A 15,535-nucleotide genomic window follows, 5' to 3' on the forward strand; every position below is an offset into this window, starting at 1 on the left:
GTCGGGCCATCTGCCCGGCGAGGATTTTTAACAAAGCAGCGTGCCTTTTGGGCTCCAACCCGAAGGGCAAGGCACAAAAAAACGCATTGCGGCGTTGCCCGTTTTGCTCATACAGACGTATGAGCGGCAACAGGCGCCTTGCACTGCCTCTTTTTTGTGCCTTGCGCGACTGCGTCGAGACTTGGAACAGGCTCTAAGGTGAAAACTGCAGTGCTTGCTTGCAAAAGTGGGTGCCGCAGCTTGAATTTGCAGGCCCTGGTACACGGGTATGTGCGCCGGGGCCATAATCGCCAGTGGCATCCTTCATAATGCGGTCTTTCTGCGAACAGACAGACACCGATTCATGACACAAACAGCCACCCTTACTGCCCAAATCAAAGCCAACGATCCGATCATCAACCGTGCCTACCAGCTGCTCGCACAAAACCAGTTGGAAGCGGTGGCCAAGCTGCTCAACGAAGCCCAGCGCAACACCACGCAGGATCCACGCATTTTCATGCTGGGCGCCAAACTCGCTGAACAGCAAGGTTACCCAGACAAAGCCGTCGAGGCTGCTGAGCACGCCGTGGCCTTGGCGCCGCAGTGGTGGCCTGCACAGCTGGAGTTGGGCTTGCTGCTGGCACGCCTGGACCGTTATGCCAAAGCATTGGCCCAAGCAGAAAAGATCTTTGCGCTCGAGTCCAAAGAGCGCATGGCATTGGCTGGTGTGGTGGACATTGCCAGCCGCTGTGGTGACCTGAATAAAGCCATCATTTACACCAAACGGGCTCTGGAGCATTACCCGAATGATCCGATACTGCTCATGAGCCTGGCCAACAGCTATTTCTACAATCGCCAATACGATGAAGCCCACGCAACTTGGACTGAGGTGATTGCGCTGGACCCCAAACAGGCCCAAGCCTATTTCGGTCGCCTGAACGTCTGGGTGCAGCGTGGCGAGCCAGCCAAGGCCCAAGAAGACATCGAGCGCTTGCTGGACTTGGCCCCGCAAGATCCGGTCTACCAGTACTATGCACAAGTGGTGGCTGGCCAGACGCCTGCAACGCAGCCTGTTGAGCTGCAGAGACAGTTGTTTGATGGCATGGCGGGGCGTTATGACTTGCACATGGTGCGTGTATTGCGCTATGAGTTGCCCAAGCAAATTGCCGAGAAAATTGTTGATATTTTCCCGGACCGTAAATTCAATTTGTTGGATTTGGGCTGTGGCAGTGGCCTGTTGGGCGTTTACCTGGGCAAAGTCAATGGCTGGGTCATTGGGGTTGATGCCTCGTCCAAAATGGTCGAGCAGGCTGCACGCCATGGTATCTACCACAAGTTCCATACCGTCAATATTTTGGACGCAGTGCGTGATACGCCAGCCAATCTGTACGAAGTGATTACGGCCTTGGATGTATTCCCCTATGTGGGTGACTTGGCGCCGGTGCTGGGCAATGTGCATCGCATTTTGCAGCAAGACGGTTTCTTTTTCTTCTCGACTGAAGTGGCTGATAACGACGGCCCGGGCTTTGTGTTGCAAGCCAACGGCCGTTATGCCCACAGCCGCAGCTACTTGGAGTCCTTGCTTCAACAAGCGGGCTACGCGCTGGCTACGATTGAAGAAAAAACCATTCGTTTTGAAGCAGGTGAGCCAGTCAAAGGCTTTGTTGTGACTGCCCAAAAAGGCCATTAAGGCGCTTGCGCACTTGCGGCTCCAAGAGCCGTGAGGGCGTTAATCGCTCAGCAAAAAAGCCCCCTTACCATGCGTACATTCCTAGGACTGAACCACCAAACACTGGCGCCTGCCAGTGCCATCACGATTGGCAATTTCGACGGCGTGCACCGTGGCCATCAGGCCATGCTGGCTTTGTTGCGCAACGAAGCAGCCAACCGGGGTGTTGCCAGTTGTGTGCTGACGTTTGAGCCGCATCCGCGCGATTACTTTGCCCAGTTGCTCAGTAAGCCAGAATTGGCGCCCGCACGCGTGGGCACGGTGCGTGATAAGTTGATGGATTTGGCCAGCAACGACATTGACCAAACAGTGATACTGCCGTTTGGCGACAAACTGGCCAACCAAAGCCCAGAGGACTTTGTACGCCAAGTCTTGGTGCAGGCCTTGGGTGCGCGCTATGTGCTGGTGGGGGATGATTTTCGCTTTGGTAAAAACCGTGCGGGTGACTACCGGCTGCTCGATGCCATGGGGCGCGAGATGGGTTTTGATGTGGCACGCATGAACAGCTATGAAGTGCATGGCGTGCGGGTCTCCAGTTCAGAAGTGCGCAGCGCCTTGCAAGAAGGCCGCATGCAGGATGTGGCCAAGTTGCTCGGCCGTCCTTACACGGTCAGCGGCCATGTGCTGCATGGCCGCAAGCTGGGTCGCCAGTTGGGCGCCAGTGGCAGTGCCGCCACCGATGGTTTTCGCACCTTGAACCTGCACTTCAAGCATTGGAAGGCCGCTGCCAGCGGAATCTTTGTTGTGCGGGTGTTTGGTCTCTCCGATCAGCCACTGGCTGGTGTGGCCAATATGGGGGTGCGCCCCTCACTGGACCCCAATGATGTCAATGGTGGCCGGGTTTTGTTGGAGACCCATTGCCTGCAATGGCCGCAGGAGCTGGGCGAGGAGGGCGGTTATGGCAAAACCATCCGTGTGGAGCTGCTGGAGAAACTCCATGACGAGCTCAAATACCCAGATCTTGATGCCCTGACCGCAGGTATTGCCAAAGACATAGAAACCGCAAAAGCCTGGTTTGCCGCCCATCCCGAAGCACTGTAAACACGGTTGAGTGCTCAGCTGGTGGGCTGTGTTGAAGACGCCAATGCCCGCTTGCCAGGTTGCGGGCTGTTGGCTTATTCTGATCGCGTGCTTGTGCTGCGTTGACGCTTGCCATCAAAAACCAGCACATACACCAGTGCTGCGATATTGAGCAAGGCCAGCACAAACCAGGTGATCGCATAGCTCAAGTGGTTATTGCTGAACTGGATCTGCGTCATGCCGCCGCGTGGCCATTCCTGACCAGCTCCTGTTGCATAGGCATCCACAAAGTAGGGCGCAGTCGCTTGTTGCAGGCCGCGCGCTTGGCTCAGTTCATCAGGCCAGCGGCGATACCAACGGTCCTCAGCTGGCACATTTTCACGCAAAAACAAATTGGCCTTTTCGGGCCAGCGCAACAAGCCCGCCACTTGAATGGTTTGCCCTGGTGTGGCATTCGTATTGCGTGGTGTTCTGCGTTGCTCGGTAGGAATAAAGCCCTGGTTGATCCACACGACCGTTGTTGGCGTGTTGGCAGTATCGCTGCTGGATACCAGCAGTGGTGTCATGACCCAGTAACCTGGGCCCAGCTCGGTGTTGGCGTAGACGGTGACTTCTTTGTCAGACAGCCACTGGCCTTGCAGTTGCACAGGCGTGTACTCGTTTGCTTCCTGGCTCAATTGCGGCCATTGCTCGGGCATTGGCGCTGCCTGGGGGGCGGCATGCACCAATGTGTCTAGACGGGCCATCAAGTCGGTTTTCCAACCCAAGCGCTGCACTTGCCACAGGCCCAAGCAACTGAAAATAACCGTGTTGATGATGAAGAAAATTACCAAACCCAAGCGTTTGGAGGAAGACTTGCGGGATAAGGCCATGGGGTCGTAATCAAAAAATGCCCTTTGCACCGCCATGTGCAGAGCTTGCATGGCCTGCGCAAAAACTGCGGCAGTCACTGCAACTGCCGCATCGTGTTATTCATGCCAATGCTTGGCAATCCAAGAGGCTGGGCGAATATAGCGAAAGCGGCGATTGCGCCGCCCTGCCAAAGCATCGGGCGGATTGCATTCACCGTGAAAAATCACCACGCGTGCATCGCTAGGGATAAAGGGCTCGTTCCAGAAATTGCTCGGCCACGTAGGAATGCCGTGGTATTTGAAACTCGGGCACCAGCTCTCTGGCCAATAGGCGAGTTTGCCTTGGCGGTGCAAAAAGTCTGACAGGTAGGCCTGCTCGTTGCGAAATTGCTGCTGCACCTGGGCAACGTGCTGCTGGAAATACTCGAGCACATCGACATGCGCGCCAATTTCAAAGCGGTAGACCGAGGAGTTGCCCGTGATGCGGCGTTTTTTCCATGGCCGGGCATAGTCATGGATGATGCGAAATTCACCCGGCTGGGTGAAAAAATCATCCAGTGGGCCAACCACGACCACATCCAGGTCCAGGAACAGGGCTGTGCCATGCAAGCCATATTGCTCGCCCAAGTCAGGCGAGAAGGTGGCGAGCTTTTTCCAGGCACGATCGGGCTGGTTGGGGTAGAGCTGCCAATCGAGCTCAGGGATAGGAAAGCATTCGACTTCGCTGCGAACGCCATCGGTGCGATCAGTGAGGCAAATGAAACGAAAATCGCCTTGCAAATGCCTGCGCGCCATGGCGTAGAGCCGGTTGACGTATTCAGGGCCGTACTTGGTGCCCCATTTCATGCACAGAATATGCCGAGTCGCGGCACCCGCGGTGCTCGCGGCAGAAGTTGGCCCCATGGCTGCTCCTTCAAGGATTGACTCACAACGAACGATGCGCTGGCCACTCATGATGAGACAGCCAGTCTGGGCGGCAGTTTAGTCCAGTGCCTTTTTCTTCGCAGAAACCTGTTTGGGCTTGGACTTTCTGATGTTGCCACCAGCAGTCAGTCGCTGGTTGCCGAGCACGCGTATGGTTTTGATCTCAGGCTTGAGGCCGAGTTTTTTGCTGTGCTTGACGATTTTCACGTCCACCGGTGCTTTGCCCTCGCCAGCTGCTCTGGCTTTGGGGGCCTGGGCACGCCAAATTACCAGCAATTTGCCAATATGCTGAACCGCTGCGGCGTTGAGGGTGTCTGTCAATGCCTGCAGGTAGGACTCGCGGGTGGCGCGGTCATCGCTGAAAACGCGTATTTTAATCAGGCCGTGCGCATCCAGTGCGGCAGCTACTTCTTTTTCGACGGCGGCAGTCAAACCGTCGGAGCCAATCAGTACCACTGGGCTGAGGTGATGGGCATCGGCGCGCAAGCTACGGCGTTGCGCTGGAGTCAAGGTCAATGAAGTCATGGCATGATTATCGACGATACGCAATGTTGCGGCACACTTGAACAGCACATTTAGTGATTGTTGAAGGTGAATTAATAAAAGGTTTGTACACAATGGCGACGAAGGGTAAGGGATCAAAGGTCAATAAGACATGGTTGTATGACCACCTCAATGATCCATATGTGAAGCTGGCTCAGAAAGAGGGTTACCGCGCGCGTGCGGTATACAAGCTCAAGGAAATCGATGAAGAGCACCGTTTGCTGAACAAAGCGCAAGTCGTTGTTGATTTGGGTTGTGCTCCAGGCGCGTGGTGCCAATACTTGAGCCGCAAGCTGAACCTGGGCCATGGCATGGAAGCGAGTCCGACTGCTCCAGTGGTTGTTGGCGTTGATTTGTTGCCAATGGAGCCAGTGCCAGGCATCCATTTCATCCAGGGTGATTTTGAGGATGCAGCGGTGCTGGCACAGCTGGAGCAGGCCATTGGTGGCCGCGCTGTCGATGCGGTGGTCTCAGACATGGCGCCCAATTTGAGCGGACACTCCGCCACCGATGGTGCAAGAATTGAAAATTTGATTGAGATGGCCGTCGACTTTGCCCAAAACCACTTAAAGCCCGATGGCGTCATGGTCGCCAAGGTGTTTCACGGGCCAGGTTACGACAATTTGGTGGCCCTGTTTCGGGATACCTTCAAGCACAGCAAACCGTATAAGCCGAAAGCATCGCGCAGCCGCTCTTCTGAAGTGTTTTTGATTGGCCAAGGTTTGCGCCGCTAAGAGCCTGTTTACGATCTTTTTGCAGACCACTTAGAAGCCCAAAAGGATGCAGTGCGAGGCAAAGAACCGCATTCTGGCTCTACGTCTGGCAAGAATTTTTAACAAAGCAGTGCGGCTTTTGGACGACAACCCGAAGGGCAAGGCACACAAAAGCGCATTACTGCGTTGCCCGTTTTCTCATACAGACATATGAGCGGCAACAGGCGCCTTGTACTGCCTCTTTTGTGTGCATTGCGTAACTGCGCAGAGATAAAGAACTGGCTCTGAAAGGTTNGTGTGCATTGCGTAACTGCGCAGAGATAAAGAACTGGCTCTGAAAGGTTTTGGTGAGGACAGAAATGCACAATCCCCTACTAGGCATTAACCATTTACGGACTACAGGGGCTTGAAAAGCATAGAATCGGACTTAATTGTGAAACACCAAATCCGCACAGTGCATTCATACGCATTTCATGACAGTTAAGTGTGAGGCATGTCGACCATTGTCGGTGTACTATTTCCAGGAGCATAGGCTTGAATAATCAATGGATCTCCAAAGTAGCGATGTGGTTAGTCCTCATCGTTGTTTTGTTTACGGTATTCAAACAGTTTGATACCAGTGGCGGCGGTAATGCGCAGCAAAAACCGTACTCTGACTTCATCAGCATGGTGCAAAACCACCAGATTCAACAAGCTGAGATCCAGGAAACAGGGGCTGGCGGTGTTGAAATCGTGGCGACCACCACCGACGGCGCCAAAGTGCGCACAACAGGCACTTTCTTTGACCGTGGTCTGATTGACGACTTGATCAATTCGAATGTGAAGTTCAATATCAAAGAGCGTGAGCAGCGCTCTTTGCTCGGCTCGATCCTGATCAGTTGGGGTCCTATGCTGCTGCTGATTGCCGTTTGGGTGTATTTCATGCGCCAAATGCAAGGTGGCGGCAAGGGCGGTGCATTCAGCTTTGGTAAAAGCAAGGCCCGCATGCTTGATGACAGCAACAACACCGTGACTTTTGCTGACGTGGCAGGCGCCGATGAGGCCAAAGAAGAAGTCAAGGAGGTGGTTGACTTCTTGAAAGATCCACAGAAATTCCAACGCCTGGGTGGCCGTATTCCTCGTGGCTTGTTGCTGGTTGGCCCGCCTGGTACTGGTAAGACTTTGTTGGCCAAATCGATTGCTGGTGAAGCCAAAGTGCCGTTTTTCAGCATTTCCGGCTCGGACTTCGTTGAGATGTTTGTCGGTGTTGGCGCTGCGCGTGTGCGTGACATGTTTGAAAACGCCAAGAAAAACGCGCCTTGCATCATCTTCATCGACGAGATCGATGCGGTTGGCCGCCAGCGTGGTGCTGGTTTGGGTGGTGGTAACGACGAGCGCGAGCAAACCCTCAACCAGATGCTGGTTGAAATGGACGGTTTTGAAACAAATATGGGGGTGATCGTGGTTGCTGCGACCAACCGCCCTGATATTCTGGATGCTGCTTTGTTGCGTCCAGGCCGTTTTGACCGCCAAGTCTACGTGACCTTGCCTGATGTCAAAGGCCGCGAGCAAATTCTGACTGTGCACATGCGCAAGATTCCAGTGGGGCAGGACGTCAATCCCAACGTGATTGCGCGCGGTACACCGGGCATGTCTGGTGCTGATCTGGCCAACCTGTGTAACGAGGCGGCCTTGATGGCAGCACGCCGCAATGCCCGTGTGGTCGAAATGCAGGACTTTGAGCAGGCCAAAGACAAGATCTTCATGGGTCCAGAGCGTCGCTCTGCTGTGATGGATCCTGAAGAGCTGAAAAATACCGCTTACCATGAAGCGGGCCATGCGTTGATTGGCCGCCTGATGCCTAAATCCGATCCAGTGCATAAAGTGACCATCGTGCCGCGCGGACGCGCACTCGGTGTGACTTTCACATTGCCAGAAAAAGACCGCTATGGCTACGACAAGGAATGGGCGCTGTCACGTATTTCGATGCTGTTTGGTGGTCGTATTGCTGAAGAAGTGTTCATGAACCAAATGACCACGGGCGCATCGGACGACTTCAACAAAGCCACGCAATTGGCGCGTGACATGGTGACCCGTTACGGCATGTCTGATGAGCTGGGCCCAATGGTCTACGCCGAAAATGAAGGCGAAGTGTTTTTGGGCCGCTCTGTGACCAAAACCACCAACGTCAGTGAGGCCACCATGCAAAAAGTGGACATTGAAGTGCGCCGCATCATCGATGAACAGTACGCTTTGGCGCGCCGTTTGATCGAAGAAAACAAAGACAAAATGCATGCGATGGCCAAAGCCATGCTGGAGTGGGAGACCATTGATTCATCCCAGCTGGATGAAATCATGGCTGGCAAAGAGCCGACACCACCGAAAGACTGGGTGCCCAAGCATCCAGCAGCTGGTGGCGGTGGCAATGATTCCGGTGGTGATTCATCTTCTGTGCAAAGAGATCCCTCACCATCGGCAGCATAATCGGCTTCTAGCAAGCTTTTGGCCGTAAGGCGAGTTGAACAACGGGGCTTTGGCCCCGTTTTCTATTGGCGGCTATTGGTGCTTCAGCACTGCACTCGACTGCAGCCCGTCGCACAGGCAGCTAAGCATCGCTGCGTTTTATAGGAAAGCAAAGTCATGGATTCACAACCAGAAGTTGTTTGGCGTACCAGCCGTTTTAGCCTGAACGTATCGCGTCCATTAATCATGGGCATTGTCAATGTCACGCCAGATTCCTTCTCCGATGGGGGGCGTTACAGCGACGTGCGCAGCGCCGTAGCCCATGCAGAGTCACTGCTCAAGCAAGGCGCTGATATTTTGGATCTGGGCGCGGAGTCCACACGTCCAGGCAGCCCAGCCGTGCCAGTGGAGCAAGAGTTGGCGCGCATACTGCCGGTGCTGCAGGAGTTGGTGCGACTGCAGGTGCCCATCTCGATTGACACCTACAAGGCCGAAGTGATGCGGGCCTCGCTGGACCTGGGGGCTGATATCATCAACGACATTTGGGCCTTGCGCCAACCCGGTGCGCTGCAAGCGGTCAGCGCCCATCCCGATTGTGGTGTGTGTTTGATGCACATGCACAAAACCCCCCAGGATATGCAAGTAGAGCCGATGCAAGGCGATGTACTGCAAGAAGTTTGGGTGTTTTTGCAGCAACAGGCGAAACAATTGGAGAGTGCAGGTGTTGCAGCTGATCGCATTGTGCTCGATCCGGGGATCGGCTTTGGCAAGACGGTAGAGCAAAATTTCTTGTTACTGGCCAAGCAGGCGCAGCTGCTCACATTGGGTTATCCTGTGTTGGCTGGCTGGTCGCGCAAATCATCGATTGGCGCTGTGACCGGCCTGGAGGTCGAGCACCGTGCCACGGCCAGTGTGGTTGCTGCGGTATTGGCCGTTGAGCATGGCGCACGCATTGTGCGCGTGCACGATGTGCGTGCGACCGCTGAGGGATTGAAAGTGTGGGGGGCGATGCAGGCGGCGAATGCGCAGTGATGCCTGTGTCGTGATATCTTGAGCCTGACAACAAAAACTGCGGTTTTTGATTACAAATACAACCTATGAGTAAACATTATTTTGGCACTGATGGAATCCGTGGCACGGTAGGCCAGGAGCCAATAACCCCCGATTTCATCTTGCAGCTGGGCCATGCCGTAGGCCGTTTGCTCAAACAATCGATTGCCAATCCCACGGTGTTGATTGGCAAAGACACCCGTATTTCCGGCTATATGCTTGAGAGCGCGCTGGAATCTGGTTTGAACTCGGCTGGGGTTGATGTGGTGCTTTTGGGGCCGATTCCAACCCCTGCGGTCGCCTACCTCACGCGTGCTGTGCGAGCCGACTTGGGCGTGGTGATCAGTGCCAGCCACAATCCATTTGAGGACAATGGCATTAAATTTTTCAGCGCGCAGGGCACCAAGTTGCCCGATGACTGGGAATCTCTGCTTGAGCGCGGCATTGGTCAGGCACCGCAATGGGCGCCAGCTGCGGCATTGGGTAAATCTCGCCGAATGGGAGATGCGGCAGGGCGTTATATTGAATTTTGTAAAAGCACGTTCGACCATGACCTGAATTTGAAAGGTCTGAAATTGGTGGTCGATGCCGCGCATGGCGCCGCCTACCAAGTCGCGCCCCAAGTCTTTCATGAACTGGGAGCAGAGGTCATCCCGATTGGCATTGAACCTGATGGCTTCAATATCAACAAAGAGGTTGGCGCCACTGCGCCACAAGCCTTGATTGCCAAAGTCAAAGAGGTGGGTGCCGATTACGGCATCGCACTTGACGGTGATGCTGACCGCTTGCAAATGGTTGACGCCAGTGGCCGCCTGTTCAATGGCGATGAGCTGCTGTATGTGATGGCTTGTGATCGTTTGGAGGCTGGCGAGGCTGTGCCCGGCGTTGTTGGCACCTTGATGACCAATATGGCCATTGAAGAAGCACTCAAAGCCAAAGGCATTGCACTGCTGCGCGCCAACGTGGGCGACCGTTATGTGCTTGAAGGGCTCAAGCAAAAAGGCTGGCTGCTGGGCGGCGAGAGCTCGGGCCACTTGCTGGCCTTGGACAAACACACCACAGGCGACGGCATCATCAGCGCACTGCAAGTGTTGCTGCGCGTGGTGCGCAGTGGCAAGCAAGTGGTCGACTCTTTGGCGGGGGCCGAGTTGTTTCCCCAAACATTGATCAACGTGCGCTTGACACAGCGCGATGCATGGCAGCACAACCCGTCGTTCCAGGACTGTGTTCGCCAAGCTGAGCAAGCACTGCAAGGTGTCGGTCGGTTATTGGTGCGCCCCAGTGGCACTGAGCCGGTGCTGCGCCTGATGGTGGAGGCCAGGGATGCTGCTTTGTCCAAGGCCTGGGCACAAAACCTGGCAGATAGTCTGGTTGACTGAGCGCTGGCGCACCGACCCTGCATACGTTGCAGGCAAGGTAGGGCTTGAACTTTGGTTCTCCTCTGGGCTTGGCTGGGCCAACCGTTCTAGCCAAGCAAATGGATTAGGTATTTTTGATAGAGCACGCATACATGGCAACGATTGACACGCAAACGCAGCAACGCATCAACGAACTGATCGCCCAGGAGTTGGGCGCAAGCACCAAGCAGGTGGCCACAGCCACGCAGTTACTGGATGAAGGTGCGACCGTGCCATTCATTGCACGCTACCGCAAAGAAGCGACCGGAGGCTTGGACGATGTGCAATTGCGCGCGCTGGACGAGCGCTTGGGATACCTGCGCGAGTTGGAGCAGCGTCGCCAAGCCATTCTTAAAAGCATTGACGAGCAAGGCAAGCTCAGCCCGGCTCTGGCAGCCAGCATTGCCACGGTGATGACCAAGCAAGAGCTTGAAGACTTGTACTTGCCCTACAAACCCAAGCGCCGAACCAAAGGCCAAATTGCCAAAGAGGCTGGTTTGGAGCCGCTGGCACAGTCTTTATTTGACAATCCCGAGCAAGTGCCAGCAGAGGCGGCCCAAGCCTTTGTCCATACACAGAAGGGCGAAGACGGAAGCGACTTCACGACTGTGCAAGCGGTGCTTGATGGAGCACGCGATATTTTGGTGGAAGGCTGGGCAGAGAATGCGGCTTTGGTGCGACACATGCGCCAATGGTTATGGGATACGGGCGTCTTGGTCAGCAGCTTGATCGACGGCAAAAATCCCAATGATCCGGAAATTGCCAAATTCAAAGACTACTTCGACTACCGGGAACCCATTGCCCGTGTGCCTTCGCACCGCGCATTGGCCGTTTTCCGTGGCCGCAGCTTGGATTTGCTGCAGGTGCGTTTGGCCCAGGAGGTCGAGCCTGAGGCCGGTGTGCCCAGTCTGGCCGAAGGCCGTTTGGCACTGCAGCTCCAATGGAGCCATGCTAAGCGACCCGCTGACGATTGGTTGCGCAAAGCCATTGCCTGGCTCTGGCGTGTGAAGCTGAGCCTGTCGCTGGAGCGGGATTTGTTTGGCAAGCTGCGCGAATCGGCAGAAGCGGTGGCGATCAAAGTCTTTGGCGATAATCTGCGTGATTTGTTGCTGGCTGCGCCTGCAGGTTCACACACGGTGATGGGGCTTGACCCAGGTATTCGCACTGGTGTCAAAGTGGCCTTGGTCGATGCAACAGGCAAGCTGCTTGAGACCGCAACCGTGTTTCCACACGAGCCACGCCGTGATTGGCAAGGTGCGCTGCATACATTGGCAGCCTTGTGTGCCAAGCACCGCGTGGCCTTGATTGCGATTGGCAATGGCACGGCCAGTCGCGAAACCGACAAGCTAGCCGGTGAGCTGGTCAAGATGCTGGCCGACAAAACTGGCCACCACATGCAAAAAGTCGTCGTGAGCGAGGCCGGTGCCTCGGTCTATTCGGCCAGCGCATTTGCCAGCGAAGAAATGCCCGATGTCGATGTGAGCCTGCGCGGCGCAGCCAGCATCGCCAGGCGCTTGCAAGATCCACTGGCCGAATTGGTCAAAATTGACCCCAAATCCATTGGTGTGGGCCAGTACCAGCACGATGTGAATCAAACCGAATTGGCGCGCGCCCTGGATGCGGTGGTGGAGGATTGCGTGAACGGTGTTGGCGTGGATCTGAACACTGCGAGTGCGCCTTTGCTCTCTAGGGTATCTGGCCTGAGCAATACCGTCGCACGGGCCGTGGTGCGTTGGCGTGAGTCCAACGGCGCATTCCTCAATCGCCAGCAATTGCTCAAAGTGACCGGCTTGGGCCCTAAAGCTTTTGAGCAAAGTGCCGGCTTTTTGCGTATCCGCGGCGGTGATAACCCACTCGATACGACCGGTGTTCATCCGGAAACCTACCCCGTAGTCGAAGCAATTTTGCAGGCAGCAGGCAAGCCGATCGACCAGGTGATGGGCAATACCAGCTTCCTCAAGTCGCTGAAGCCAGAACAGTTTGCGCTCAATGGCGTTGGTGCAATTACGGTGAAAGACATTGTCACGGAGCTGGAAAAGCCAGGCCGAGACCCACGGCCGGACTTTGTCGTGGCACGTTTTAACGATGGCGTTGAGGACATTGCCGATCTGCGCGCCGATATGGTTCTGGAAGGCACTGTCAGCAACGTGGCCCAGTTTGGTGCTTTTGTCGATTTGGGTGTGCACCAGGATGGACTGATCCATGTGAGCCAACTGGCTAACCGTTTTGTCGAAGATGCACGTGAAGTGGTGAAAACCGGTCAGGTGGTCAAGGTCAAGGTCCTTGAAGTGGACTTGGCGCGCAAGCGTATCAGCCTGACGATGCGCCTTGATGCCGTCTCCGCGCCACGCCAAGAGCAGGGGGCGCAAGCAGGAGGGGCGCGCCGCTCCGACGCTTATGGGGGCGCTGGCCGCGACCTGCGTGGTAAAGACCGCCGCAATGCTGCATCCGTGCAAGCGCCTTCGGCCATGGAATCGGCATTTGCCAAACTCAAAGGCTTGAAGTCCTGAGTGGGTGCATGCTCGCACCACAGTGTTGGCAATCTGCACTACGCATTGAATGATTGAGAAACATTCTGTATCCTATTGATGTAACGGTAATTTTTAAATGATTTCATTTTATGAAATCTGTTTTTTTACTAAAATACGGGTTTGAGTGTTTGATCTCTTTGTGTATTTATAGGCTGCTGTGACCATCTTCTGATGGCTGTGCAGCCGATTGGCGCAGCGCCGTTGTTGGCGATTGGCCGAGTTCGTTGCTACAAGATAAAGCAATACAAACAATGAGGCTGATTTGATCCCGACTGAGTCGCCCCCCATGCTGCCGTTTTTTGCAGGAAGCTTGGCATTCTTGCATCAAGAGCTGTTGGCGCGGCGGCCTCGCATGGAGCGCATCAACCAGGGCTTTGCCAATGAGCCTGTGCTGAGCACCCGGCTTTTGTTCTTGGCCAACCAGCAATGGCCACAGTCGTGCTTGCATGTCAGCTCGGCACTGGCATTGCTTTCCCTTGACGATGTGCGGGAGGCACTCTCAGCTCGGCTGGGCTCGCCCTATGCCAATGGCGTGCACGCAGACAGCCATTATGTGGTGTGGCGCAGGTATTCGATACAGGTGGCGCGGGTGGCCCGTTCGTTGGCCAGGGATTTGTATCTCAATGAGCAATTGGCCTACAGTGCAGGCTTGCTGCATGCCATTCACATGTTGATGCCGCAGGTCGAAAGCGCCTCAGATATCCAGCCCAAACAGACACAACCGAGCGACTTGGCATTGTTGCGTGAGCAGGCATTTCCATTGTTTGGCTTGTTACTCAATGCCCACTGTTTTAAGAAAAGTGCGGCATTGATGCGTCAGTGGCAGCTGCCTGATGGCTTGAGCGATGTTATCAAAGATTGCGAAAAGCCGTTTGACGACGAGATTTTCAGACCGTTGGCAGCCGTGTTGCACCTGGCTATCTGGCGCGTCTGCATAGCCTCCTTGGGCGCTGCGAACAGCACCTTGGCTTACCCCGCAGAGATTGCACTGTCTCTGGGTATGGACATGGACATGGTTTTGCACCAAGAGCCGATTCGTTGGAAATAGCAGCTGTTTTTTTGTTGCGGCTTGATTGGCAGAGAAACGCGCCGCTTTGAGAGCGGCTAAAACGACCAAGCAAACTAAACGTTTGCAGTTAGAACTAGACGTAAAGACGCATGCAGGCCCCGTAGTACGACAAGGTTTTGCAACGGCGCATCAACAGCTCTAAAGCCAGCAGGTCGTGAAGTCGTCCTACGGTGCTTGGTACGCACGCTGTTGAAAGCGTGCTTGCCAGCATCAGTGCAGCTGGTGGCCATCCTGCAAGTTTTGGTTGGTAGCCGGGGCGGAGAAAATCTGCGCTACATCCACTGCATCAAAGTGGTATTGGGCACCACAAAACTCACAGCCGACCTCAATCGGTTTATCGCCTTCGAGCATGTCGCTGACTTCCTCTTGACCCAAGCCGCGCAACATATTGCTGACGCGCTCACGGTCGCACTGGCAACCAAAGTGCGGCTCACGGCCCTGTGTATCGACGCGGCTGAGGGTTTCCTGCCAGAACAAGCGCCGCAAAATGGTGTCGCTGTCCAATTCCAGCAGCTCTTGCTCGGCCAGGCTATGGGCCAGTGTCGCAATGCGGTTGAAGTCCTCGTTATGGCCCAGTACATCCTGCTCTTCGGTATTGGCCTGCGCACCCGCCAGATTGCCTTCGCCTTTGACAGGGATGCGTTGAATCAAGAGGCCGGCGGCGACTGTCTCATTGGCAGCCACAATCAGTACGGTGTCCAATTGCTCAGACAAACGCATGTACTGCTGCAAAATTTCTGACAGTGACGGCAGGGTGTTGCCGTCTTCGTCCATCAAGGACACAATGCCTTGGTAAGGCTGGTAGCTTGGGTGCTTTTCATCTGCATCCAGAGTGATTGCGCAACGGCCTTGGCCATGCACATTAAACATGTCCTTCAATGTTGCATCAGCTGCAATCTTGTCTTGCTGGCTAGGCGCAATCGTGGCAGTGGCCCGAAAACGCAAATCGGACTTGACTTCGGCAACGGCCAAGCGCACCGGGCCATCGCCTTGGATTTGCAGCACCAAGGCACCATCAAAATGGATGTTGGATTGCATCAGCAAGCCCGCTGCAGTCATTTCTCCCAAAACACGGCTCAGGCCGGCCGGGTAGGCGCCTGTTTCAGAGTTATTTGCGCGGCGTGTCAGCACTTCCTGCCAAGGGCTATCCACACGGACAATGGCGCCGCGCACTGGCAAGCCATCAAACAGGAATTTCTGGATTTCAGACATGAGAAACTTTCTTGGTGAGGCGGTGTGTGTACGCATCGCGTGCAAGCACCTGGCTCAAATTGGGGAATGAGCACC

At 55.1% G+C, this 15,535-nt stretch carries 12 protein-coding genes; 8 read left to right on the plus strand and 4 right to left on the minus strand.

All coding sequences use genetic code 11. From position 1 onward, the window contains the following. Positions 1-343: 343 nt before the first annotated feature. Positions 344-1,669, plus strand: coding sequence for a methyltransferase domain-containing protein (locus tag E8K88_RS12580; RefSeq protein ID WP_136407020.1), 1,326 nt, complete (start codon positions 344-346; stop codon positions 1,667-1,669). A 69-nt stretch (positions 1,670-1,738) separates the two neighbouring features. Beyond that, entirely contained in the window at positions 1,739-2,749 is a 1,011-nt protein-coding gene (locus E8K88_RS12585) for a bifunctional riboflavin kinase/FAD synthetase (RefSeq protein ID WP_136407021.1), read from the plus strand. Between the two features lie 74 nt (positions 2,750-2,823). On the opposite strand, the gene E8K88_RS12590 is transcribed toward E8K88_RS12585, so the two are convergent. From E8K88_RS12590 to E8K88_RS12600, 3 genes are all read right to left on the minus strand, one after another. Further along, positions 2,824-3,600: an SURF1 family protein gene (locus tag E8K88_RS12590; protein ID WP_205880085.1), complete on the minus strand. Its 777-nt coding sequence runs from the start codon at positions 3,598-3,600 to the stop codon at positions 2,824-2,826. 96 nt (positions 3,601-3,696) lie between these two features. Beyond that, the gene (locus E8K88_RS12595) at positions 3,697-4,482 is read right to left on the minus strand and encodes a glycosyltransferase (protein WP_136407023.1); all 786 of its coding nucleotides are present in this window, start codon (positions 4,480-4,482) and stop codon (positions 3,697-3,699) included. 78 nt (positions 4,483-4,560) lie between these two features. After that, positions 4,561-5,028 carry a YhbY family RNA-binding protein gene (locus E8K88_RS12600; RefSeq protein ID WP_136407024.1) on the minus strand — a complete coding sequence of 156 codons (468 nt, stop codon included), beginning with the start codon at positions 5,026-5,028 and terminating at the stop codon, positions 4,561-4,563. A gap of 92 nt (positions 5,029-5,120) precedes the next feature. Between E8K88_RS12600 and E8K88_RS12605 the strand changes: the two genes are divergently transcribed. The 6 genes from E8K88_RS12605 (at position 5,121) to E8K88_RS12630 (ending at position 14,227) form a co-directional block, all read left to right on the plus strand. Then, on the plus strand, positions 5,121-5,780 hold the full coding sequence (locus E8K88_RS12605; RefSeq protein WP_136407025.1) for an RlmE family RNA methyltransferase: 660 nt from the start codon (positions 5,121-5,123) through the stop codon (positions 5,778-5,780). A 513-nt stretch (positions 5,781-6,293) separates the two neighbouring features. Beyond that, on the plus strand, positions 6,294-8,222 hold the full coding sequence (gene ftsH / locus E8K88_RS12610; RefSeq protein ID WP_136407026.1) for an ATP-dependent zinc metalloprotease FtsH: 1,929 nt from the start codon (positions 6,294-6,296) through the stop codon (positions 8,220-8,222). A 156-nt stretch (positions 8,223-8,378) separates the two neighbouring features. Beyond that, a complete protein-coding gene (gene folP, locus E8K88_RS12615) occupies positions 8,379-9,233 on the plus strand; it encodes a dihydropteroate synthase (RefSeq protein WP_136407027.1) in 855 nt (284 codons plus the stop codon). 65 nt (positions 9,234-9,298) lie between these two features. Then, entirely contained in the window at positions 9,299-10,630 is a 1,332-nt protein-coding gene (gene glmM / locus E8K88_RS12620; RefSeq protein WP_136407028.1) for a phosphoglucosamine mutase, read from the plus strand. Positions 10,631-10,761: 131 nt separating this feature from the next. After that, positions 10,762-13,158, plus strand: a complete 2,397-nt coding sequence (locus tag E8K88_RS12625; protein ID WP_136407029.1) for a Tex family protein — start codon at positions 10,762-10,764, stop codon at positions 13,156-13,158. A 307-nt stretch (positions 13,159-13,465) separates the two neighbouring features. After that, entirely contained in the window at positions 13,466-14,227 is a 762-nt protein-coding gene (locus tag E8K88_RS12630) for an HDOD domain-containing protein (RefSeq protein ID WP_136407030.1), read from the plus strand. A gap of 231 nt (positions 14,228-14,458) precedes the next feature. Here E8K88_RS12630 and hslO read toward each other — a convergent pair whose 3' ends face one another. Further along, positions 14,459-15,460, minus strand: a complete 1,002-nt coding sequence (hslO, locus tag E8K88_RS12635) for an Hsp33 family molecular chaperone HslO (protein ID WP_136407031.1) — start codon at positions 15,458-15,460, stop codon at positions 14,459-14,461. Positions 15,461-15,535: the final 75 nt, after the last annotated feature.

The organism is Lampropedia aestuarii, from assembly GCF_004803635.1.
Lineage (GTDB): Bacteria > Pseudomonadota > Gammaproteobacteria > Burkholderiales > Burkholderiaceae_C > Lampropedia > Lampropedia aestuarii.